Source organism: Streptomyces sp. NBC_00647, from assembly GCF_045207245.1.
Taxonomy (GTDB): Bacteria; Actinomycetota; Actinomycetes; order Streptomycetales; family Streptomycetaceae; genus Streptomyces.
Map to the genome: position 1 here is coordinate 10,606,064 of NZ_CP109040.1, position 23,239 is coordinate 10,629,302.

Annotated in this window: 13 protein-coding genes and 2 pseudogenes; 3 read left to right on the plus strand and 12 right to left on the minus strand. The window is 66.9% G+C overall.

Annotated features, from left to right (window positions below; all coding sequences use genetic code 11):
* Position 1: 1 nt before the first annotated feature.
* The 3 genes from OG788_RS46740 to OG788_RS46750 are packed head-to-tail and all read right to left on the minus strand — an operon-like array spanning position 2 to position 9,863.
* Entirely contained in the window at positions 2–3,253 is a 3,252-nt protein-coding gene (locus OG788_RS46740; RefSeq protein WP_406368252.1) for a DNA helicase, read from the minus strand.
* On the minus strand, positions 3,250–5,148 hold the full coding sequence (locus OG788_RS46745) for a UvrD-helicase domain-containing protein (RefSeq protein ID WP_406368250.1): 1,899 nt from the start codon (positions 5,146–5,148) through the stop codon (positions 3,250–3,252). Before OG788_RS46745 ends, OG788_RS46740 begins: the two co-directional genes overlap by 4 nt.
* An 8-nt stretch (positions 5,149–5,156) precedes the next feature.
* The gene (locus OG788_RS46750) at positions 5,157–9,863 is read right to left on the minus strand and encodes a DEAD/DEAH box helicase (protein WP_406368248.1); all 4,707 of its coding nucleotides are present in this window, start codon (positions 9,861–9,863) and stop codon (positions 5,157–5,159) included.
* Between the two features lie 989 nt (positions 9,864–10,852).
* Between OG788_RS46750 and OG788_RS46755 the strand changes: the two genes are divergently transcribed.
* The 3 genes and pseudogenes from OG788_RS46755 (at position 10,853) to OG788_RS46765 (ending at position 13,588) form a co-directional block, all read left to right on the plus strand.
* Positions 10,853–11,884, plus strand: a complete 1,032-nt coding sequence (locus OG788_RS46755) for a hypothetical protein (RefSeq protein WP_406368246.1) — start codon at positions 10,853–10,855, stop codon at positions 11,882–11,884.
* Between the two features lie 181 nt (positions 11,885–12,065).
* Positions 12,066–12,373, plus strand: a pseudogene (locus tag OG788_RS46760) (IS1380 family transposase); the annotation flags it as partial.
* 888 nt (positions 12,374–13,261) lie between these two features.
* Positions 13,262–13,588 carry a hypothetical protein gene (locus OG788_RS46765; protein ID WP_406368244.1) on the plus strand — a complete coding sequence of 109 codons (327 nt, stop codon included), beginning with the start codon at positions 13,262–13,264 and terminating at the stop codon, positions 13,586–13,588.
* Positions 13,589–13,712: 124 nt separating this feature from the next.
* Here the strand turns inward: OG788_RS46765 and OG788_RS46770 are convergent, their stop codons facing one another.
* From OG788_RS46770 to OG788_RS46810, 9 genes and pseudogenes are all read right to left on the minus strand, one after another.
* Positions 13,713–15,287: an AMP-binding protein gene (locus OG788_RS46770; RefSeq protein ID WP_406376634.1), complete on the minus strand. Its 1,575-nt coding sequence runs from the start codon at positions 15,285–15,287 to the stop codon at positions 13,713–13,715.
* On the minus strand, positions 15,281–15,958 hold the full coding sequence (locus OG788_RS46775) for a lysophospholipid acyltransferase family protein (RefSeq protein WP_406368242.1): 678 nt from the start codon (positions 15,956–15,958) through the stop codon (positions 15,281–15,283). The genes OG788_RS46770 and OG788_RS46775 overlap by 7 nt, the downstream gene beginning before the upstream one ends.
* 1 nt (position 15,959) lies before the next feature.
* Positions 15,960–16,721, minus strand: coding sequence for a hypothetical protein (locus OG788_RS46780; RefSeq protein WP_406368240.1), 762 nt, complete (start codon positions 16,719–16,721; stop codon positions 15,960–15,962).
* Positions 16,722–16,882: 161 nt separating this feature from the next.
* Positions 16,883–17,932 (minus strand): polyprenyl synthetase family protein, encoded by a 1,050-nt coding sequence (locus OG788_RS46785; protein ID WP_406368239.1) that lies wholly within the window; start codon positions 17,930–17,932, stop codon positions 16,883–16,885.
* Positions 17,901–18,605 carry a hypothetical protein gene (locus tag OG788_RS46790; protein ID WP_406368237.1) on the minus strand — a complete coding sequence of 235 codons (705 nt, stop codon included), beginning with the start codon at positions 18,603–18,605 and terminating at the stop codon, positions 17,901–17,903. The genes OG788_RS46785 and OG788_RS46790 overlap by 32 nt, the downstream gene beginning before the upstream one ends.
* Before the next feature lie 291 nt (positions 18,606–18,896).
* On the minus strand, positions 18,897–19,556 hold the full coding sequence (locus tag OG788_RS46795) for a lysophospholipid acyltransferase family protein (protein ID WP_406376635.1): 660 nt from the start codon (positions 19,554–19,556) through the stop codon (positions 18,897–18,899).
* The gene (locus OG788_RS46800) at positions 19,553–20,533 is read right to left on the minus strand and encodes a hypothetical protein (protein ID WP_406368236.1); all 981 of its coding nucleotides are present in this window, start codon (positions 20,531–20,533) and stop codon (positions 19,553–19,555) included. The genes OG788_RS46795 and OG788_RS46800 overlap by 4 nt, the downstream gene beginning before the upstream one ends.
* A gap of 316 nt (positions 20,534–20,849) precedes the next feature.
* Positions 20,850–21,398: pseudogene (locus OG788_RS46805) on the minus strand (transposase); the annotation flags it as partial.
* 174 nt (positions 21,399–21,572) lie between these two features.
* Positions 21,573–23,018, minus strand: a complete 1,446-nt coding sequence (locus OG788_RS46810; RefSeq protein ID WP_406368235.1) for an NF041680 family putative transposase — start codon at positions 23,016–23,018, stop codon at positions 21,573–21,575.
* Positions 23,019–23,239 lie beyond the last annotated feature (221 nt).

Below are 23,239 nucleotides of genomic sequence, written 5' to 3' on the forward strand. Positions count from 1 at the left end.
GTCAGCTCTCCAGGTACAGGTGGGACTCGACATCGACGTCGCGCAGACTCCACAGGGTGGGACGGGCCTTGGTGAGGTCGTGGTCCTCGTGGGTGCGCAGCAGGGCGAGGTCCGGCCGGCGGCGGGGGTTGGCCTTGAACGTGAAGGCGGCCTCGTACTCCAGCTTTTCGTTGGTCTCCACGAGTTGACGCCACTGGTCGACGAAGACGCGGATCTCCGCATCCGCGTGGTCGGCCTCGGCAGGCGAGACGCGGCGGATGCGCTTGACCAACTGCTCGCGGGTCGAGTCCAGTTGGGAGGTGAATTCGTTCACGTCCTTGGCGTCCGTGTTGTCCCGGATCTCCGGATGCAGGAGGCGGGCGAGTCCGAGGAAGGCTGCATGCAGGGCCTTGTCGCGGGCGCGGGCGGCGAACGGCGTCACGCTGGTCGACTCGACCTGCCGGTAGAGGGCCGAGTGGTAGCCGACGAAGTTCTCGTAGTGGGAGAGGTCCCTGGATCGTGCCGCGTTGAACAGGGTGACGACGAGACCGGGGTGGGCACGACCGACACGACTGGTGGCCTGGATGTACTCGGCCGTGGTCTGCGGCTGCCCCGTCACGGCCATCAGGCCCAGGCGGTCGAAGTCGACACCGACGGAGATGATGTTGGTCGCCAGCGGCACGTCCAACGCCGACCCGGTTCGCAGGGATCGCCCGAGAGCGCCGAGCAGTGCGGGAAGGTCGCTGGAGGGAACGCGACTGGTGATCTCGGTCGGCAGGACCTCCCGGGGCTCCACCCCGTCACGCGCGGCGAGCGTCCGCAGCCGTTCGTTGACGTCGGCGTTGACCTGCAGCTCGGCGGCGCCGAGCAGGCGCAGGCTGTTGAAGTACCCCACCAGCGTCCAGTAGGCGTCTCGTACCTCCTCGTCCGGGCACGGCAGGTGCCGGGCGTTGTGGAGCAGGGAAGCGTAGGCGCGGATGAGGAGGGTCGCCTGGGAGAGTCCGGGCGAAAGAAGGCCGACGTAGAGGCGCGAGGGCCTGTCCGCTGCGGGTGCCTGGACGGCGAACCACGAATCGCGGGCGTCCAGGCCGGACGGCGGGAACTGCGCCACGCCTCTGCCGAAAAGGGCCTGTCCCTGTTCCTGGGCGCGGCGGATCGTCGCGGTGGAGGCGATGATCTTCGGTTGGGCGCACGCGATGTCCACGGCCGCCTCGTAGAGACCGGCGAGGGTTCCCAGCGGGCCGGAGATCAGGTGCAGTTCGTCCTGGATGACGAGCTCGGGCGGGGGAGTCTTCAGCCAGAGCCGGTCCTTGTCCCGGTTGAAGAGGGCCGCGACGTCCTCGCGCCAGGCGATGCGGGCGAACTTGTCGGCGGTGGCGATCACGAGTGTGGGGCGCACCCGATAGAGCTCCGTGTCCACGACGTGCACGGGCAGCCCGGCGGAGAAGTCGCATGCCCGGTCGTCGCACTGTATGACCATGCGCTTTGCGACCAGGTCGACCCTATGGTTGCGGACCAGCAAAGGAGTGCCGCACCAGGGGCAGTTCTTGAGCTGGACGGGGTTTTCCTCCTGGAGCTTTCCGCCTCCCGCCAGCTTCTTCAGCGCCTTGTCGGCGTTCTTGAGCCTGTTGGGTGTTGCGGCCTTGCCCACCCACATGCCGATGGAGATCTGCTCCTGCCCCAGCCGCTCGGGTTGCTGGGCCCGCACGCGCTCCATCGCGCAGATCAGCAGGGCCGCCCGTTCGAACTGCTGCAGGGTCAGCAGACGCAGGGTGTAGCGCATGAGCACGCTCACCCCGGCCCCGGCCGCGCCGTGGCGCAGACGGCGATGGAAGACCGTGAAGGCGATCAACCCGAGGTAGGCCTCCGTCTTGCCGCCACCGGTGGGGAACCACAGCAGGTCGGCGACGTCCCGGTCGGGATGGGCCGCGTCCACGGTGCCGTTCAGGCACAGCAGCACGAACCCGAGCTGGAACGGCCTCCACGCGCCTTCGGGCGAGGGCGCACCGGCCCGCTCCCGTTTGATCCACTGGCCTCTGCCGCGCTGCACCGCCATGACACGGTTGGCCAGCCGAAACGCCTCCAACGCATCGGGATCGCGTTCCAGGAGGTCGACTCCCGCGCTCATGCGCCGCCGTGCGGTGCGGCAGTGCTCCAGCTGCTCCTGCGCAAGGCGCAGGTAGGCGGGATCGCCGTAGATCCCCTCGCGCAGGAGATCCGCGTCCGCGCTCCGCTCCTCGATCCACTCTCCGTACAGGGCGACGAAGCTGCGAAGAGAACCGATCAGCTCGTGCTTCGGGGCCTGGGCGAGGTGGTGCATCCCCAGGAGTTCGACGGGGACGGAGGAGTTGGAGTCGGACAGGAGGACCTCGCTCACGGGGACGTGCTCGGTCCACACGCAGGCCACTCCCGCGGGCGCGGTGTGCCGCTCGGGCCGATCGACCGGTGAGGGGGACCAGGACCAGTTCGCGGCACAGCCGTGGCCGACGGCGAAGGTCGGGGCATGACGATGCAGGAGCAGGGCGAGCCGGCTCTCGTCGTCGAGATCGCGGACCGTGGGACGCTCGACCAGCGCCGGGACCCCGTCCGGGACCGTGATCCGCAGCCCCACCTGGAAGAAGCACCAGGGATCCTTGATCTCCTGCTGCTCCACGGTGTGGGTGTTCATCAAGGTGGCCGTCACCGAGATCGTGCCGTGGGGTCCGCGAGGGGGACGGACCCGCAGGTGCAGGAACAGGCCCTCGGCGAGTTCCACAGGCTTGCCGGGCGGGTCCAGGACATCCACCGGCGTGACGGTGAGCTGCAGGGGACGGCGGCGCCAGCGCACCTCGGGCTGCCGGGTGCTGCGCTGTTCGGCTCGCTCGGGCACGGCCGGTGCGCCTGCGGCGTCCACCGGGTCGTACACGGCGGCGAACGCGTGCACCAGGACGTGACGGCCGCGCGCGGGATCGACGGCGAAGGTGAGACCGGTCGCCGAGGGGCGGGCGACCCTTGCGAGCACGATGCCCCCGTCGGGGGTCTCGTCCACCGTCACGGTGGAGTCGGCGTCGTCGAGGTCCTGCACCGCGGCGTCCGGGTCCGGTTCGGGGCGCTCTTGCTGCGCCGGATCCACGACACGGGGAAACAGAACCCCCGTGGAGTAGGTGGTGACGGGCCAGTCGTCGAGGATCTCGACGTCCTGGTGGTGCTCGCCGTGGGGGCCCAGCAGGTCCGACTTCAGTTGCTGGGCCAACTGTCCACGCAGCCGGTAGTGCTGCGTGTGATCGTCCGTCATGCGTCGTCGTCCTTGCGGTCGTAGTGGAACCGGCCGATCCCCATCGGCCGCGGCGCGAGCCAGAGCCCGCAGGGGCCCAGACCGGCGCGGACGGCCGCCGCGTCCTCGCCGGCGACGGTCTCGACGAGGTCGATCCGCGTTCCGGTGATGCGGCCGGGCCAGGCCGTCGGCCGATGCGCGGGCCGTTGCTGCATGAAGCGGTAGAGGTCGCGGCGAAAGGCTTCGGAGGCGACAGCGACGATCTGTTCGTCGTGCACAAGGGCGTAACCGGGCGCCGTTCGGCTGTCGTGGGCCGCGGGTACGTCGTCCAGCCGCGTCCAGACCACCTCGTCGCCAGGAAGGACCTCGGCTGCCAGGTACTCCTGAATCTGCCGCGGGTCGCAGGCGAGCTGTTCGAGTCCTGCGGGATGGCCACGATGGACGTCCCCACCGAGCAACGAGAGCCCCAATCGCCGGCTCGCCTTGTAGCCGTAGCGTCCCCACCGCTGCGTGCCCCTGACCTTGCGCACCAGCCGGAAACCGCGACGACGGGCGAGGTGCTCCTCGGGCGGCTGCAAGCGATACAGCTCGTGGCGGGCCCGGGTCATCGCGACGTAGAGGGCCCGGGCGGCGTCGCAGCGGTCGGCGTCCACCTGCTCGTGCTCGTCCTCCAACGGTCCCGGGTCGACGACGAGCACCCGATCGAACTCCAGACCTTTGGCCCGGTGGAACGTGGAGACGACCAGCCCGCTCTCGTGCGGTGTCACCAGAGCGTCCGGCAGATTCCCGCGGGCGACGGCTTCACGCAGCCGCCCCGGCTCGACGACGCGTCCGGTGCGGTCGCCCGCCGCCCGCAGGAGCAGCTGCCACGCGCCGCTGCCCCGGTCGGGATCGGGTGCGTGCGCCAGAGCCCGCCAGGCTTCGACGAACCGGTCCTGGGGGATCGAGACGGTGTCGGGCAGCCGGGACACGACCTGGGCCACCCACGCGGGCACGGCATGATCCTCTGCACCTCTGCGGACACGGTGATCGATGCCCAGATCGGCCAACCATCGAGAGATCAGCAGCGCGTCGCCGTTGGTGGCGCACAGGACGCCGGTGCTGACCTCCGCCTCGCACAGCGAGGCGCGCAGGTAGGGAACCTGCAGGTCGCCGAAGTCCATCCTCGAGGCCAACTCCGTGCGCAGCTGCTCGTGCACTGCCTCCGCCTGCGCACGCGTGGAGCAGGTACGCACCGCGGCCTCGTAGGGGCGGGCACAGGCGGCCTCGTCGGAAGCGGCCCGGAAATTCTCCTCGAGAGTGCATTCCACGAGTTCGCCCGCGAACCGCTCGCGCAGCCAGGAGAAGAACCTGCCCGTCTCGCCCGCCCGCTCCTCGGGATCCTTGACCTGGAATCCGTAGATGGCCTGGGCGGGGTCACCGACCACGGTGAATCCGCACTCGTAGGCCTCAAGGAAGGCCTGCACGAGTCGTCGTCGATCACCGACCAGGTCCTGGACCTCGTCGACGACGACGTGTCGGACCGCGTCGAGCGACTGCGGCGCACGGCTCTCGTCCTCGACGAGTTCGATGGCCGCACCGATGCGTTCGTCGAAGGAATGGGCGTGCCAGTTCTCGTCGTGCGCGGCCTCACGCAGCAGACTCAGAGCCCAGGCGTCGAACGTCGACACGCGCACGTGCCGGGACCTGCCGCCCAACAGGTGCAGGCGGTCGCGGACCTCGGCCGAGGCGGCGCGCGAGAAGGTCAGCACGAGCAGGTCCCCACCCGCGAGACCCTCCGAGACGAGGTGCTCGATCCGCCTGACCAGCGTGAAGGTCTTGCCGGTTCCGGCGCCTGCGGTGACCAGCGCCTTGCTGTCCGCCGGCTCCTGGACGACGCGACGCTGAGCGGTGGTGAGTTCCACCCTGTCGGTCATGGATGCGGTCACCGGCCCGCCCTGCGCCACAGGTGCTCCATGCGGGTGTAGGCAAGTCCACGACCGAAGTTCTCGATGTTGTCGGCCACGTTGAGGATCCGGCAGGACTCCTTGCCCCCGTTGAGCTCGCCGCGCAGCCCTCGACCGATCATCTGGATGTAGGTGTTGGGGCTGAACGTGGGGCGGGCGACCACGACGGCCCGCACGGCAGGGGCGTCGAACCCCTGCGTCAACACCCGGTAGTTGGTCAGGACCCTGATCCTCTTGTCCTTGAACGCGGCGATGCGGCGCCGCCTGATGCTCGGCGGCGTCCCCCCGTCGATCGAGGCCGCCGTGATACCGCGATCCTGCAGCAGTGCGGCAAGAACCTGGGCGTGCTCCACCGAGGTGGCAAAGACCAGGATCGGCCAGTCGGGGGGCAGTTCCCCGATCCTGTCGACGATACGCCGGGTGCGTTCGACGTCCTGGGCGAGGCGACTGACGACCTCGGCCGGCAGCGTCATCGCGTTCGTGCTGCGCGTCTCGGCCACCTGCTGGTCCGTCAGGGTGTAGGAGCCGCCGAGGAGTTCCTCGTGCTCGACCTTGGCCAGGACCTTCAAGGCCTGCAGGTGCCCGTAGGCGTCGTCGTTGTCGAACACCCCGTAGTCCAGACGCTTGCGGCCGAAACGGGACACCAGCGTCCGCGTCTCGTCGTCGCTGTCCCCGCGAAAGGCGGTGGCCGTCAGACCGATCAGATGGCGCGAGGTCCGGTACTGGTCGATGCCCAGAGCGTCCAGGATCCGTGTGTAGGTCTTCGGCACGGCGAAGTGAGCCTCGTCGACGATGACGAGGGCGCACTCACGCAGCCAGGCGTAGTCCTCCTTGGGGAGCCGCTTGACGGCCGTGTCGTCGATGGCGACGACCACCTGCGGCCCGTCGACGACGGGAACGGCGTCCGGGATGCCGCCCCACAGACGGGTGATGCGCAGCGGCTGGTCCGTTCCCACGGTCTGCCAGACGTAGGCCCAGGTCTCGATGGCCTGCTCGGCCAGCTCCTGGCTCTGGGAGATCCACAGGATCGGGCCGTCGAGCAGGCCCTCGCGCAGCGCGCGGACACCGGCCTCGGCGGCGATCCGCGTCTTGCCCGACCCGGTGGGGATCTGCAGCATGGCCCGCTTCTCCTCGCCCTGGGCGAGGTGCTCGCACATGCGCTGCACGAGCGCTTCCTGGTACGGATGCAGCTTCAGCGGCGTGCGCGGGCCCGGGACCGTCTCGTACGGCTCGGGGCTGCTGGGGGTCTGCGGGTCACCGGCCCACGCCTGCGGGAAGCCGTAGGTGCGCACGAAACGTTGCGCCGCCGAACCGCTCCTCCAGATCCGCGGCACGTCGAAGCCCGCGTCGGCAAGCGCAGGGGCCAGGAAACGCAGGATGTCCTCCCCGTGAGCGGCGATCAGCAGCTCGGCCGCTCGCAGACCGTCGACCGGGATCCCGCGCAGTTGCGCGTCCGCCGACGCCAGTCCCGGCGGCAGCTCGGCCGTCAGCCGGTCCTCGCCGATGGCCAGCAGCAGCTTTCTGGTCGGATCGGTCTCCTGGCGGACCATCACCAACTTCTTGTCGTCCCGGTCCCGCGCCTGCTGACGCAGGAGGTCCCGACACCCGTCGGCTCCCAGCCGCAGTCCCAGGAGCCGATCGACGGCCCCCAGGGTCGACTCGTCGTCACGCTCGCCGCACAGCAGCACCGTGTATCCGTCGAGCGTCTCGGTCAGCGCCTGCTCCCGTCTGCCCTCGGGGCCACGGACGATCCTGACCAGCTCGGAGCAGTGCGCCAGTTTCCAGGCCGTTCCTCGAGGAAGCACCTGACGCAGCCGAGGAAAGGCGTCCGTCAGGGACACCGGTTCGGTGAGCGGCACCCCGTGGATCTCCTCCACCAGAAGATCGGACGGGTTGCGGAAACGGAACCGGTCGATGAGGAGTTGGGCGTCGGCCTCGGTGGGGACGAGGAGCGCCGGTACACGCTCACGCAGCAGCACCTCGAACTGGTCCTGCTCGAACGTGACGGCGATGCTCTCGCGCCGCTTCGATGCCCAGTCCTCGCCCACCTTGCATCGGAACAGACGCGTCTCGTCCCCGAGGTTGTCCAAGGGGCCCGAACCCGCGAGAAACACGTAGGCGCTTCCGACGAATTCGATGTCGGTGCCCGCATCCGCGCGCAGAGCCAGTTCGCTCCACAAGGCGGCGGACACGTCCCGGACCGTGGAGGGCAGCCGCAGCGCACGTGCGTGGGCGACGGCGACCTCGGCGACCGGCAGAAGCCTGGCGTCCACGTCCAGCTCGGGACTCACCGCGGCATTCGACCGCCTCACGCCCAACGAGGTGGCCAGCATGCCCCGCTCGCGGAGCATCCAGATGAGAGGCGACTCGACGCGCAGTTCGCCGCCCTGACCGGTCGTTCGGGAACATCGCCAATCGGGCACGAGCCCGGGGTCGGGCAGCTCACGCACGAAGGCGGCCTTGCCTTCCGCGGAAAGCTCCGCCAGGAGGTGCAACGGGCCGGCGGGGTCTTGACCCATCAGGCTCACGGAGGACGGCCGAGGACGGGAACTGTGGGGCGGAAGAGTCGCGCAGAACTGGTTGTACATGACCGCGCTGTAGTCGCTGAACCAGGGATCCGAGCGAGGGTTCATCCGGGGCACCGGACGATCCACCGCCCCGAGGGCCTTGAGCACGTCCGTGTCGGCCGCGTGGAAGGCCGGGTCGATCAGGACCGTGGCGTCGCGCAGTCCGTCACCGGGCACGACGGGCCCTGCCAGGAGGCAGTTGCGGATGAAGCGGAGCTGGCCGGCGGCGGTGCGCACCTTGAGCGCCTCGTGCGGTGCAGGGTGGCGCTCCTTGACGACCTCGACCACCTTGTCGCGCTCGACCGTGCGCGTCAGCGTCCAGAAGTCCTCCCAGTCGTTGTTCCGGTACCGGTCGAAGCCCGTTGTGACAGCGGCCCGAAGACGTCCGACCGCGTTGGCCTCCTCCACCCCCAGGATCCGCAACGCGCTGACCAGTTCGGGGTCCTGCGCGATGACGTCGTGCAGGTACACGGTGGTGTCGTGCGGGAGTCGCACGCTGTCGTGCCGACGAAACACCGTGCCCTCGGACAGGGAACGAAAGCGACCGTCGTCGGTGAGCAGGATCTTCGCGTTTCGTGCTTCGGCCGCCTGTGCCGCGGTCCCGGTCTCGACGATGGACGCCGCCAGCGCAAGTGCGCATTTGGCGCCCTCCACGCTGCGGTCGGAGACCAGTGCCTCCAGCCAGTTGTGCAGCGGGGACGCGGAGACTTCGGCCTGGTCGAGGATGTCCCTGGCCCTCGATCGCCGCTCCCGGCCTTCCACGCTGTGGTGGCACCAGTTCTTGGGACGCCCAGGGTGGGAGGCCCACTGCTCGAGCCAGGCCGGCGCGAGGTTCTCCGGATGCAGCCGCAGAGTCCGGGGGAGTCGGAGAGTCCCGTCCTGGTCCGGCAGGGAGGGTTGACGGGCGGCCGCCTGCAGCACCTTCTGGCTGAGCATCTCGTCGCCCCACTGGGAGGCTTCCCGCCCACGCGCCGTGAGCAGAGTCAGGAAGGACCCCGGATCCTTCTCCTCGTGCAGATCGGGGATCGAGTCGACCACGAGCTCCGCGGCCCGGGTCACCAACTCCTCGTTGAAATCGCTCTTGGTCAGATTCTGGCGATCCTCGGGGGTCTTCCACGGCGCGTTGAGCAGGCCGGTCAGCGTCGTGTCGTAGTGGGTCGGGAAGTAGGCCCAGAAGGTTCCACGCCTCCCGCGCTGCGGGACACCCTTGTCGGGAACCGCCCAGGAGATGGTGACGACAGGCCGATCGTGCAACTCCCCAGCCGTTTCAGAGGCGGTCTCACTGGGCTCATGGTCGACGCTGAAGACGAACCAGCGCTCGCTGCTGCGTGGAGCACCGTCGCGCTGCTCCACGACGCGGTGCTCGACGCCCTGTGTCTCCTGTGTGATCTCCCGGCATACCTCGTGGCCGGTACGGGTGTCCTCCAGGACCAGGCGGTCCACGTGGGGCGAGAAGAGCATGAAATGCGCCGGGAAGTTGACGATGTCGCGCCCCAGCCGATCCTCGGCCCCCTCGTGCAGCGGGAGCACCACCGTTGTCGACGCCCACGTCATCAGCTTGTCGAGCCGTTCGTCACGCCGACGTTCCGCCTCCAGGTCCAGCGGCTGCGCCATCCGCAGCACCGGGGTGGGATCCAGCCTGGAAAGGTCCGGGACCGTTTCCCGGATGACACGGGCCGACCAGTCCTTGTCGAAGCCGAACGAACCGGACGCGCTGTAGAAGCGAGGGGTGTCCGACACGCTCAGCACCGACTTGACGCCGACCCCGAAGCGTCCGATCTTCCCGGTCCGTTTCCGCGACACGGCCATGCGCAGGATCGTGTCGGCGCCGCCCGGGGTCATCGGTGTGCCGGTATTGGCGCAGTACAGGTGTTTGTCGGTGAGAAGGACATGGATCGTGCCCACGACGCCCGGCCGGCGCTCCATGTTCTCGTCCGCGCCGTTCTGGACGAGCTCGTAGATCTGACGTTCGCCGTAGCCGCCCTGTGTGATGCGCCGCTCGTTGTTCGCATGCTCCAGGACATGGCCGGGATCGGCCCGGTAGACGTTGAGAACCCGTTGCGACAGTTCCTCGACGACCTCGACGACGCCGTCCGCCTCGGGCTCGAAAACAGACATGAAAGAAAATACCCCGATCGCATGGGAAAGAAAGCCTTCGATGCCGGACGTGATAACCCGTCGGAAGGCTCGACTCGAAAGGCTTTCCCTATCGCTGACACGGCGACAGAAAAGCGCAGCGCGGCTCTATATGTGCGACGGCCCCCCCGGGCTTACGGAACCGGCCGTGAAGTGGCTGGTTTCCCATCGGAGCACACCCTAACCATGCGATTCGATCCGAGCAAGGACCCTTGACAACGGTCACCGACGTCAGACGGGACCTTTGGAAGGGGTTCAATCAACCCTGATGGACGGCCTTATGACGGGCAGTCAGTATTGACCCGCAGTTGAGTACTATTTCGGGTTGATGGCGAACTCGGACGATGTGCGGATATCGCGAAGTTCATGCCCTTTTGCCTTCACCGAGGCGTACTCGCTCACGTCGACGCGGACCTCCCCGACCGGTCGCAAATTTGCATATCGAGACGGAGTTCGTAACCGCGATCACAAATTCGAAGTTCACCGAGCATTCTCGGAATCCCTTGAACTGCGGTGCCAGGAAGGTGGATTGACGGGATCCGGAAGAAGCCGACCGAAGAGTTCTCCGATCGCCGACAGATCCGACCGGGCATGCTGCAATTCATCCAAGGTCGGCGCCGAATGTGTTCGGGTGCGTCGGACGGCGCCCGCGACGTGAGCGGCTGCGCACCTGCCGAACAGCGGCCAACCGCTCCCCGGTGCCCGGCGCTGCACCCGCACGCACCACGAGATCCGGAGGCCGACACCCTCACGCACTCCTCGACCGGACGACGAATCGGGCGAGAAGGCCGGACCGAGTCGCGATTCGGTGTCCCCGACGGCGCCATCGGCAACACCCGCACGCCAAATGCCCCCGTCCGGGAACCATCGGCCGGGGACAGTTGTCGGCAAGACCGGACGACCACGCGGGCGCCTGCCGACGGGCGGATGACATCCTTGATCGGATACGCCGTCATGTACCGGAGGTTCGTGTGCCGCTCGTTGTCATCCAACCGTCCTACGGCAACCCTGCAGCCCGCCGGCACTGGCGTGACACGCTCGACAACGTCGTCGACTTCACCGACACCGTGCGCGCACCTCTTCTGACCCCCTCGCAGCGCGAACAACTGCAGGGGTTCCACCCCGGTGGATCCGCCCGGTTCTGGGGGGCGACGGGCCGTCAGGACCGGAAGATGGAGCGCCTGAGCCCGGGAGACGTCGTCCTGTTCACCGGCCTGAACCATGTGCGCGGCATCGGCGAGATCGGCGCGCTCTTTCGCAACGCGGCCTTCGCGGACAGCATGTGGGGCGCCGACGAGGACAACGGCAGCTGGCACAACGTCTACAGCCTTCTGTCGTTCACCCCTGTCGAGATCCCCTACACCGAGATCTGGGACCTCCCCGGATTCAACGCCGGCGACAACTTCATGGGCCTTCGCATCCTGGACCCCGAGAAGGCCGCCACCGTCCTGGACGGCCTGGGCATCGAGACACAGACCGAGGCCCGCGACGACGACAGCCTTCAAGAACCCGTCGCCCGCGCCCTGCGCACCCACACCGACATCGTCGACGGCGAGGTCCTGCGCACCCCGAGCACCCGCTACCGACTCGAGGAGCGCGAGCTGATCGTCCACCGCACGGAGGCGTTCCTGGTACAGGAGTACGTCGGCTTCCTGGGCGTCGACCGGCCGCAGCGACTGCGCACCCCCGCCGGGATCACCGACCTGCATCTGGCCCTGCAGGACGGCAGCGAGGTCGTGGAGGCCAAACGCGCCAGCAGCCGCCGGTTCGTCCGGGAAGCCCTGGCACAACTGTTGGACTACGCCCCCCACACCCCCCAACCGGCGATACGGCTGTCGGCACTCTTCCCGGAGCGCCCCGCCGACCGCGATCTGGAACTGCTGCACCGCTACGGCGTCGACTGCGTCCACCGCACGGCTCCGGCGACCTTCGAACGCATGCGGGCACCGCAGGAGACACGAGCGAGCATGATGCCGCTGTGGCAGCAACGCCGGCACGACTGAGCCGGATCCCATCCGTGTGCGGGGGCGTCAGGCTTCGCTCCGCCCGTACGACCACGTACGCATCAAGGGACAGCAGGCGGAGACCGGGTGCGACACCTGTTGTCGATCGGCGAGGGGACGAACGGGGCCCGTCACCCCGATCGCCCGGACAGCGACGCCCGAGGGTCGAAATCGTGGAGCGATATCCGCAGCTCTGGCTCCGTGGCGGAAGCCGCGGGCCGTCCACGGTCCCGGCAAGATCCTCCTGGACGTCGCCCTGGCGGTCGCGCTCGGCGAGGACTGTCTCGCGGACGTCGCGACGCTGCGGTGTGAGCCGGTCGCCTCCGGCCCGACCGTCTCCCGCCTGATCGACACCCTCGCCGCATCCGGCGAGAAGGCCCTGTAGGCAATCCGGTCCGCACGCTCCGAGTCCGCAACCGGGTCTGGTCGTTGGCCGGCGGGAAAGGCCAGCCGGAACGCGAACAGGAAGCACTTCACCCGCTCTCCGGCGAGATCGACCCAGATCTCCCCGAAATCGACCTCGGCATCAGCCCCGGGCACGTTGTGCCGGGTCAAGTAGCCCTCGACCGGCGCCCCTTCCTCGGCAGCGATCACCCGGCGGCGGGCGGTGACGAAGTCCCGCACCGTGGTGTACGGAAGCGTGACGCCGAACTCCTCCTCCAGCCGCGTGCCGATCCGCTTGGCCGTGTGCCGCTGCTTGCGCGGCGCCTCGAGATCCGCTCGAAGCCAGTCGTCGACCGTCTTCTTGTACGGCTCCATCCGCGGCGAGGTCCGCACCGGACGCTTGCGCGGCTTCGCCACCGGTGAGGCCAGCGACTCCCGCACCGGTGGACGCCGTACTTCCGCGACAACGCCCGGACCGACAGCTTCAACTGTCAGCTGTCCCGGCGGATCCGGTCAAACAACTCCTGCTTGGACAACGACATCCACAGCACCCACCCTCGGCGGACCACAACCACCGTCGCACCGCAAGGCCCAGGGTGGGGCCACTTCGCCTCGCCACCACCCCTCAATGCTCCCGAACGCCCCTCACACTGGAGCCAGTTGGAGGCGCCCTGATGGGGCCGCTGAACGCCGCCCTAGCCACCCCTAGACCGGTTCAGCAGCCAGCCTGGTGATCACCATCGGCGACTGGTAGTCGAGGGGGGCGGCGCCCCAGCGGGCCGCGCTGGCAGGATCACAGCATGCTCATCACACCGCGCCCTGGCGCAGATCGGAAGAACATCCGGCAGGCCCTCAGTGGCGTCCACACCACGGCGATGAACCTGCAGCGGCCGTACGGCAGCGCCTTCGAGGGGCTGCTGGCGTATCTGGAGTGGGCGACGGAGTCCGCGCTGCACGTCTTTGCCGCGCTCGCACAACGCGGATGCCGCGCTTATGGCAGCGCTCATTCTCCGCATCGGTGTGCGCCAGATCCCGTGCTGCCTGTTGCTGGCCGCCGTTGGCTCTGCCGCTTATTCACCGGTCGGTAAGCTGACGCTGCAGGGCAGTTGCGCTTTCGAGGAGGCCCGTGGCTTTGGCCTCCTCACGGTAGTCAGACAGCAGGGTTTCGACGGCGGCCTGCCCCGCAGGGAGGTCCCGCCTGGCCAGCGCACGTGCCTCAGCGAATGGCAGCAGTGTGTGTGCGACATCGTTCCTGGTTCCAAGGCCGCGAGTGGCGAGCCGCTTGGCCAGTGCAAGCGCCTCGGCCGTGGTATCGAGTAGATCCGCGGAAGGGGCCGTATCGCGGTCCAGTAGCACGCAGACGAGGTTGTTCAGTGACCGCAGCAGCGGCAGTCCGTGGGCATCGATGTCCGCTGCAGCGAGGGTGCGCCTGCTGGCGTCTGTATCACCGGTCGGGCAACTCCCGAGGGATGACCTTTCCTGCTGGGTTCCTGGGCAGACCAGGCAAGAAGGTTACGTCGCGGGGGACGGAAGAGCGCATGAGGTGTGCGCGGACGTATGTGCGAACCTGTTCTGGGCCCAAGGACTCACCTTCGCGGAGGACGATGAAGGCGGCGAGACTTTGCCCGTAGGTCGCGTCGGGCACGCCGATAACCGCGACTTCTTGCACTTGCGGCAGTTCCCCGATCAGGGTTTCCACCGGTCCAGGGAAAACGTTCTCACCGCCCGAGACGATCATGTCGTCCTCCCGGCCGTCAACGAAGAGCAGTTCATCATCGCTCAGGTGCCCCAGATCGCCTGTAGCGATCATTCCCTGGTACCGCTCCGGTCCCAGAGTGGGTGACTCGCGCGAGGTGTAGCCGCTGAAGAGCATCGAGTTGCTGACGAAGATCCGCCCAACTGCGCCGGTGGGTACCAGCTCCCCGGCTGGTCCGAGCACGGCCACGCGGGTGCCGCGCGGCGGCCGGCCGACGGTGTCGGGGTTGCGACGCAGGTCGGATGGGGTCGCGACGCTCACGCAGGACACCTCCGTTGAGCCGTACACGTTGTACAGCACATCCCCGTAGGCATCCATGAAGCGGGTGGCGAGGCGGGCACGCAGCGCCGAGCCACCCACTACTACGAGCCGGAGCGAGGCTGGTGGCTGCTCCGGCCGTTCCAGGAGCCTTTCCAGCATGACCGGTGCTGCGATCAGGACCGTGCACCCTTCGGCCTCCATCACGCGCAGCGTCTCGGCGGGGTCGAACCGTCGCCGCAACACGACTGTGGCCCGCAGCGCGAAGGCCGCCTGGAGCGCCGAGTGCCCCCACGTCCCGAAAAGCGGCACAGCGATGAGAATGCGGTCGCCGACGCGCAGCGGAATACGCGAGAGAAGCGCCAGAAGTGGTGCCGGGCTGGGAGGCCGAGACAGCGCCGCGCCCTTCGGCACGCCGGTTGTACCAGCCGTGAGCAGGACGACTCGCGCGGTGCGTCGTGGCCGCCCTGGAGACACGGGCCTCTCCGGGACCGGCCGCTCGGCAGGGGGCGGCCCCGGAGCAGGCAGATGAGGTGCATGAACCCGGGCCACCCTGTCCCACGGCAACTCGATCCCAGAGATCGAACTCGCCCAGTCGATAAACTCCGCATCGTGACAGAGCACGTCCAGACGCTGCTCCCGCACCACCTCCAGCAACTGAGGAGCCTTCAGATGCGTGTTCAGCAGCACCGCGTTGGCCCCGGAGACCAGTGCCGCAACCATCCCTTCCACAGCGCCCCGGTGATTGCGGCACAACACCCCCACCCGCTCTGCCTGAAGCTTTTGCAGCGTCTGCGCGACTGCCTCTACTTGGGCCAGCAGCTCCTCGTAGGTGACCCGCCTGTCCTCGTCCACGACCGCCACCCGGTCGGGTGATCGGGCGGCGGCCGCCTGTACTTCCCCTGCTGGACCCAGCCCCCACTTCCCAAACGCGAGCAGCTGTCGGGCTACCCGCCACGGCATGCCTGGTTGTAGAAGACCGCTCCGCAGCAGTGTCCTCAGCATGATCCACCCTTCACCGGCCTGCTCCTGCGGCCCCGGCTGGGAATTGGCGCATAGGAATCCACGTACGTTCGGCCAGACAATTGCTGCACGGCGTGCATCACCGCGTCGGTGATGGCCTGGGAGGAGGGCTCGGTGAACCTCACTGGTCTCCCGAATCTGATCGTCACCTGCCCAGTCCTTGGCAGGTGCTTCCCTGGGGGCAGGATCCGATCAGTGCCGATCACCGCCACCGGCACTGCAGGCGTCCCGCTCACCGCCACGACCCTGCCTACTCCGGTTCGCCCCCGGTGGATATGCCCGTCGGGCGAACGCGTTCCTTCCGGGAAGATCCCGACGGCATCGCCCCGTAGTAACACGGCCGCGGTATCGATGATCGCTTTCTCTGCGGCCGGTCCTCCCGAGCGGTCCATCAGGATCATGCTTGTGGCTTTGAACAATCGCCGCACGGTTAGTCCTTGCAGGCCACGTCCGGCGGAGTACTCCTGCTTGGCCGCGAACATGCCACGCCGCTGTACCGCCAGCTGTACCAAGGAGGGATCCAAATACAGGTGGTCACACGCCAAAATCAGCGGCCCTGCCGCCGGAACGTGCTGCACACCCTCGGTGTCTAGCCCGCACAGGAATCGCAGAGCCGGTCTGGGAAAGACGTAACGCAGCGTCCAGCAGGGCATGTCAGAGCCTCAGGCCGACTGGGGTCGAGCGCAGCGGGAGACTGCCTCGGCGCGCGGGCACGAGCATCAGGTCCGCAGCCAGACGCAGGCTCGGAGCGTTCAGCCGCGCTTGGTGTTCCTCGATCAGGTGAACCAACTCGCCGAAGGAGTCTGGGCAGTTCCGCCGCCACCAGCCCAAGCGTGCGCGGGACGTCGGGCTGGCCGTCTGCAGGACCTTTTCGCGTTCGGCGGGATGTCGCTTGACGAGGCCAACCACCACGTTGGTCCGCCCCTTCGCAAGGTCGTCCCAGAAGTCGATCACATCATCGGCGAGCTTCCCGACGATCCCGACACTTGAGAACTGCACGACCGCCTCAGGATCAGGCTTGACGCCGTTGAACAGGCCGACCACGTGGGCGAGGCACTCCCCGAGGCCACCGGAGTCCAGGACCACACTTTCGAAAAGCCGGTCGAAGTCCGGCTCGTTTTGGGTGAGCTCCACATAACGGTCGTAGGAACCCGAAAGCCGGTCCGCCAGGAACTCTTGGATCGCACGCTGCTCCGGATGGGGCCGCAGAAAGTCGGCTAGTGCTAGCAGACGCCTTTGCACAAGTTTCCCCGCGAAGACATCCCCCAGCCCGAGGGAGCGCCCGTCACCGAGCCTCTCCTCGTATTCGTCGTCGAACGCGCCGATAAGCCGGTTGAGGTGGATGATCAGCTGTCCGGTCTCCTCCCGGACCGGTTCAGCGGTCAGTTCGGCGTAGCCGTCGAGCAGCAGGTTCATCAAAGCGTCATACACCGCGACGCGAACACGCGCCTGGGCCCCGCTGCCGTCACCGAGACTACGACGGTAGGGCCGCGCGGCAAGGTGGCACGCGAAGTGCGACAAGAAGGGACCAGACTGTGCGGCGAGACGCAAGCTTGAAGCACCGGTCCACACCCCCCTCACCCCCCACACGCTGATGTCACGGACGTTGCTGACCGCAAGAGGATTGCGATCAGCAACTCGATCTCTGCAGTGCTACCACCATGGCCTGAAGCGAGGTCCTGGGCCTGTAGGGCTAGCTGTTGGGCCCGCCAGTCCAGCTCTTTCCGGAGGATCTCCGCGATGCCAAGATCCCCGGCCAGCTCAAGCAGCCAGTTCCAGTCAGCCTCCTGGGCATCCGCTGCGCATAGCCGCTGCACGACCAAGTCGGCCGTTCCCCGCTCGCCCTGGGCCGCTAGCACGCGACACAAGGTGATCAGTGGCCAGGTCGGCTTCCCGCCGCGCAAGTCTTCTAGGGCCGGACGGAGTAGTGCGCCGTCAGGGCCGAAGATGTCCAGATAGTCGTCCACGAGCTGGTAGAGCGCTCCCGCCTTGGTCCCGAACTGATCCGCTGACCTCACGAGGGTCTCTGGCGCGCCGGAGACGAAGGCTGCGATCCAGGCCGCACAGCCAAACATGGCACCTGTCTTCCATGCCGTCATTTGTCCGTATGGGTAGTCGTTGATCGTGGAGTACCAGCCGTCGTGCCAGCCGATGTCGATGGTCTGGCCCAGATAAAGGTGCATCGTGGCTGTGCCGACGCGCTCATGGATGCGGAGCTTTTCGAGAGGCTCCAACGTCGTCGAACGATGTAGCGGCTGGAAGGAAAGAGCCCGAATCAACCCTGCTGCGTTGAGCGCGGTGCTGACCCCTGACGTCGTGTGAACGGCCGGCATCCCTCGTCGAACGGCGGAGTTGTCCTGAACGTCATCGAGGATGAGAGAGGCCAGGTGGTAGAGCTCCACCCCGGTAGCGCCAGGGACTACCCGCCAAGGATCACCGCCCAGCAGATCAGCCAGTGTGAACATCAGCAGCGGGCGAAGTCGCTTGCCCCTCCGGCTGAGCTGTCCACGGACCAGCTGCTCCATCTCGGGCACGTCTTGCCAGGGCCAGCACGCCAGTTCCTCGTCGACAAGCCGGTCGATCTCGAAGAGCTGCTCAGCGTAGCGGGCCCTCAGGGACTCGGTCATTGGCTTCTCCCAGCGCGGTAAAGACAACGGAACGTGATCTCGGAAACAGTGCTGGCACTGCCGCAGCGAAGTGTCGGGGATGCCGCGCAGCGAACGCCGCGAGCATCACCGCCCCATCTGGGGAGAGCCCGGCATTCTCATCAACGAAGGCTCGGCATTTATGCTCAGCCTCGCGCTTGCTGCCCAACCGGGCCCTCATCAGCGCCATGGCTGCAGCGCTGTAGCGCCAGTAACCCCGCAGGTCACTCGGTTTGAGCGGTTGGTCAGTCTCCAACCGGACGAGCAGCGGTGCGAGGGCGATGACTGTGGCGATGAAGTCCAGGTAGTCCTGCTGAATCCCGCGGAATTCCGCGTGACGCCGGGCGATTAGACCCGCCAGCTCTCGAACCTTTGCGTTCCTGACGCCTCCGTACCATGCTCGCTCGTCGGTGAACCCCAACAGCCGAAGCAGGAACACGCGCTCCGCTGCCCCGTCGAGTGTGGAACGGGCTAGAGCATCACGGGCGTACGGTGCCCGGACGGCCGTGAGAGCAGGCAACGTCAGGTAAGTGAGGAAGACGAACGTGCCAGCGGTTTCCAGCAGGTCTTGGCCGGACCAGACCGCTCGGACTGCCGCAAGGTCTGATTCATACCCGGGGGAGCGGGTGTAGTCCTCGAAATCGTGAATTCTCATGGAGGGACTCTCAATAGATCAGAAATTTCCGACCTGTCGCAAAGGTTTTCCGTCAGAAGGGGCGCAGAGTGGACGCGCGGAACGTTTGGGGCCCCTCATCCTATCCGAGAGTTCACCCCACGCATTACGCCCAATTTTCGATATTCCTATAACGGTTCCGTCGCTTTGGTGCTAATCGCACCAGGCTGTATCCCACTGGTGGCGGGCCGTGAGCTGCGTCAATATTTGCGGGGTCGACCCGGATCCTAGAGTCCGCTGCCGATAGTGGCACGATGAGGCGATGAAGAAACGTCAGTGAACGTAGCGGTCCACGTAGTCGCGCCCGGATAGCCGGTGGAGTTCGCGCATAATTTCATCCGTGACTGCTCGCGCAGTTCCCCAGTCCTCGGGTGATGCGGACCACCCGGAGAAGTCAAGTGGGCGACCCACCCGGATTCGTGCCCGCTGGAGAGCTGGAGCCCTTCGCGCTGGCGGCAGGATCAGGTCTGTGTTGAGTATTGCTACTGGTACGACGGTTGCGCCGGTGGCCAAGACGACCCTGCCAACTCCCGTCTTGCCTTTGTGGAGTCGCCCGTCTCGCGAGATCCCACCCTCTGGGTACAGGCAGAAGAGTTGGTCAGCGGTCAAGGAGGTGCGCGCCGCGTTCACAAGGGAATCCACCGCTGATCCGCCCGTGGGATCCACGGGTACCGCCTCGCAGGCGTTCATGAATTTTCGCATCAGGTGCCCTGACAGGCCGCGTCGGCGAAAGAGTCGGACATTGGTCACGAAGACCAGCTGTCGGTTGACGGCGAGTTGCAGAAATCCTGGGTCAGCATACGAAAGGTGGTTGCTCACGATAACGGCAGCACCCTCGGAGGGTACGTTTTCCAGCCCCTCCGCATCAGGGCCATAGACGGTTCTGATGACAGGTCCTGGAAAGATGTTTCGCAAGATCCGCCAGGTCTTCAAGACGGTCCTGGCCCACGCTCGGTCGCCGCCGGTCGTGTCGCGGGCCCTCCCCAGGCAGCTGGAAGCAGCATCAGGTCACCCGCGACGCCCAGTGAACGCGCAGATAGTGCCGAGCGATGGGTGGCGAGGATCTCTGTAAACAAAGCGAACGAGCGGGGGCAGCGGGCCCGCCACCATCGGTAGCCAACCCGAGGTGCAGCTTCTGCGTGTGCCGCGAGTACCCGGTACTCCTCCGGGTACTCGCGGCACACACCAGACAGGATATTCGCGACGTCTTCGCGGTAATCCGACCACACGTCCACCATGTCGTCAGCGAGCTTTCCCACTACGCCCAGATGGGCGAACTCTGCAATGATATCGGCCGTTGGGGCATGCCTGTTGAAGATGCCGATCACATGCGCGGTGCAGACCAGGAAGCCGCCGGAGTCCAGTTCGACCATTTCGATTAGATGCGAGATGTTCCCAGCCGTCCCACTGGATCTCGTCAGCGCGAGGTAGCGTTTGTAGTTGTCGGCCGCATAGCCCTCAAGGAAATCGCGGATGGCATGACGCTCCGGGTGGTCTGCCAGAAATCTGGAGAGAGCATCCATGTGCATCTGCACGGGTGCGGACTTGAGAATAGCGCCGAACTCCATCGACCCACCCTCGCGAACTCGGCACTCGTACTCATCGTCGAAGGCGGCCATGAGCCGGTAGAGCAGGATGACGAGCGGCCCCGTCTCAGGCCGCAACCGGCAGTCAGCCAACTCGGCGTAGCCATTAAGAAAGTGGTTGATGACGCTGTCGTACACCGCGGAACGTGCGCTCAGAAGCAGCTTGGACCCCGCGCTCCCGGCGTGCTTTGCCGGCCTGCCGAGTTGATAGGGCTGCCTGATCCAGTGCCAGAGGGAATAGCGCGAGATGGTGGCTAGCAGAGTTGTCTGCTGAGGGCCGGATACCCTCCGCCACGGATCCGCCTTGCCCAAGTCATCGGCCACTGCGCAAACCTACCGTATCAGGGATGTAATGTGCACTTCCTGCTATGGGGGATAGGGGAATATTTGGTGCAGTTCCCTGTGGCAGGGCAGGACTCGCTAGCGTTTCCCGGTTCACTCCGTGCTCGACCGCGTCCGAATCGATCGTCCGACCCGTCGAGCGGACCAACGTCACTGCGAGGTGACTCCCGTGGCGTGGACGATTTGGAGCCCGTACGAACCGAAGCGATCTTGAAGTGTGAGTAGGAGTGTCTGCATGTCAGGTGTGTCCTGCTGGGCAAGCGTTGGTGGCAGGTGGCGCAGATACAGGTCCAGCACCTCAGGACGTCCTGGAGGGTGTCGAGGACTTGGTAGAGGGTGGTACCGGTGCGGGCACTTTTGGGGCCAGGCGTTGTTCGGTGAGGAAGGCGTGGGCGGCGGTCACGAGGGTGACGTGGTGGTGCCAGCCGATCCAGGAACGGCCTTCGAAGTGGTCCAGGCCCAGGCCGTGTTTGAGTTCGCGATAATCGTGCTCGATTCGCCAGCGGACCTTGGCCAGACGGACCAGGTTGGCGATCGGAGTGTCTGCGGGCAGGTTGGACAGCCAGTAATCGGTAGGCGCCTGCGATTCGGTGGGCCACTCAATCAGCAGCCAGCAATCGGGCAGCATCCCGTCCCACCAGCCCTGTTCGGCTGAGGCAGCGTTCCGGATCGGACGCTCGACTGCTTTGCCGGCGGGCCGGACACGCACGGCGCCAAAGCGGGAGCGTAACTCCCCTCGTGAGCCGTGCCGCCAGGGGAGGGTGGTGAAGGCCTCTGGTCGGAGGCCGGCGGCAAGGGCTGACAGCGACGGTGCGGGATGCTCCCGCAGCTCGTCCACGCGACGGCGAGCGACGAGCTCGCGCTGTTCCAGCAGCCCCACGACCGACGGCATCCATGACCTCCCACAGCAGCGGCGACACGACAGACCACCACTCCCACAGGATCGTCCACCCTATGCCCGACCAGCGAAAGCGCCGTCCTCAAGCCCGGAAAGACAACAGCTTCTAATCTTGTTCTTTATCTACCAAGATCTTCCAGGTTTGCCGATGGCCTTGAGGGTCTCGGGACGTTTGGCGGTCTTGCCGACGTCGTAGCGGGTGGCGGGCCGCCGGTTTTTCGAGCCGGGAGGGCGTTCGGGTCCGGTTCCGGTTGGTTGAGGAACCTGGGCGGGGCAGTGCAGGCGTGCGCGGATGTTCCTGAACCCCCGGCGGACCCGGGCTGGGGTGAGGTGTTCGGGCTTGGCCGGTTTTTCCCAGGGCCGGCGAAGTTCGATGGCGAGGGGCCGGGCGAGGCGGAGCTGGGTGTGGGCGACGACCAGGAGCCAGGTCCAGCGGTCCGCGGCTTGGGGAGTACGGATCTTCGGGGTGGTCCAGCCGAGTGTCTGCTTTCCGAACCTGAATGTGTGCTCCAGATCGAATCTCCTGAGGAACACCTGCCACCACAAGTCCACGTCCTGCGGGACGGCGCCTGTCTTCGAGGACCACAACCACACCGGCGGAGCCTGGCGGTCCTTGGAGAGGTGCTCGACCTTGAGGCGGACCAGGGTGCCCTCAACGACGGGGAGTTCACCGTCGTGCTCCAGCCAGGCCGAACGGTGAGTCAGCCGTGGGTGGACCCGATCCCAGGCCTGGGCCTCCGCCTTGCCGTAGTTGATGGTGTCGGTGGCCGTCACGACGGCCGGTTCGGGCCAGGTCTCGGGCTGGGCGAAGCGGAATTCGGGCCCGTGCTTGGGCGGGCGCCCGCCCCTGGGGGCATAGACACGGGGCGGTTTCGGCAGGCGCATCACCCGGTCACTGCGGATCCGGCCGACCAGCTCGACGGGCAGGTCCCGCAGCACCCAGGCCAGACGGGTGACGTCGTAGCCGGCGTCCATGACGATCGTGATGTCCGGGTCTCCGGTCTGCCACTGGCCTGCCGCGACGAGCCGCTCGACCACGGCTCTCAGCTGGGCGGCGGTGACTGCGGTCGCATCATCGGCGGGGCCGAGCCGGACCACGTCCAGGATCGCGGTCCATGACGTGGCCCCGGGTTCCAGGACGGCGACGAAGGAGTACGGCCAGCCCGGGATGAACTGTGACGCCGACTTGGCCCGCCCATAGACGTGGCAGAACAGCCTCTCCGCCGAGCATGGCGCGTCCGACCGCAGCCAGGGCGACACATCGACCGCCAGCACCAGACGCCTCGCTTCGAACCGGGGTAACCGCAGCCCGGCCAGCACAGTTCGCAGCCGCTCAACATCGATGCGGCCGCGGTTGAGGGCTCCGTACATCGCTCCGTGCCCACGGCGATGCTCAGGCACCAGCGTCAGGTCCACCGGCGAGAGGACCGGCCCATCGACACACAGCACCGCGTCGGTCAGTTCGAACAGTTCATCGCCCCGCGCGGTCAAACACTCGTAGAAGTCGGCCCGGAAGCATGACGCTTCCACGAACGCTTCCCGCCGAACACGGCGATGCAGCAGACTCATGACAACAGCCTTCGGTTGATCCCGTATCTCTGTGACGGAGCAAAGGATCAAGCGAAGGCTGTTGCCATGTCTGGCAAATGCCCAGGTGAGCGACCTAGTTCGAGGCGCATTTCGACACTGCTAGATAAAGAACAAGCTAAGGGACGCATCTTGAGAGAGCAGCCCAGTCAGCCAACGGCGTACAGCTGCCAGTCCGGCGGATCGGAACCGTCCCAGTTGTC

What these genes read in the sequence shown, in the direction of transcription:
- OG788_RS46780 (WP_406368240.1), bottom strand. Translation starts at nt 16,721, where the DNA reads ATGAACCTGCTGCTCGACGGCTACGCCGAACTGACCGCTGAACCGGTC.
- OG788_RS46790 (WP_406368237.1), bottom strand. Translation starts at nt 18,605, where the DNA reads ATGAGAATTCACGATTTCGAGGACTACACCCGCTCCCCCGGGTATGAA.
- OG788_RS46750 (WP_406368248.1), bottom strand. Translation starts at nt 9,863, where the DNA reads ATGTCTGTTTTCGAGCCCGAGGCGGACGGCGTCGTCGAGGTCGTCGAG.
- OG788_RS46745 (WP_406368250.1), bottom strand. Translation starts at nt 5,148, where the DNA reads ATGACCGACAGGGTGGAACTCACCACCGCTCAGCGTCGCGTCGTCCAG.
- OG788_RS46775 (WP_406368242.1), bottom strand. Translation starts at nt 15,958, where the DNA reads ATGCCCTGCTGGACGCTGCGTTACGTCTTTCCCAGACCGGCTCTGCGA.
- OG788_RS46740 (WP_406368252.1), bottom strand. Translation starts at nt 3,253, where the DNA reads ATGACGGACGATCACACGCAGCACTACCGGCTGCGTGGACAGTTGGCC.
- OG788_RS46765 (WP_406368244.1), top strand. Translation starts at nt 13,262, where the DNA reads ATGGCAGCGCTCATTCTCCGCATCGGTGTGCGCCAGATCCCGTGCTGC.
- OG788_RS46810 (WP_406368235.1), bottom strand. Translation starts at nt 23,018, where the DNA reads ATGAGTCTGCTGCATCGCCGTGTTCGGCGGGAAGCGTTCGTGGAAGCG.
- OG788_RS46770 (WP_406376634.1), bottom strand. Translation starts at nt 15,287, where the DNA reads ATGCTGAGGACACTGCTGCGGAGCGGTCTTCTACAACCAGGCATGCCG.
- OG788_RS46785 (WP_406368239.1), bottom strand. Translation starts at nt 17,932, where the DNA reads ATGACCGAGTCCCTGAGGGCCCGCTACGCTGAGCAGCTCTTCGAGATC.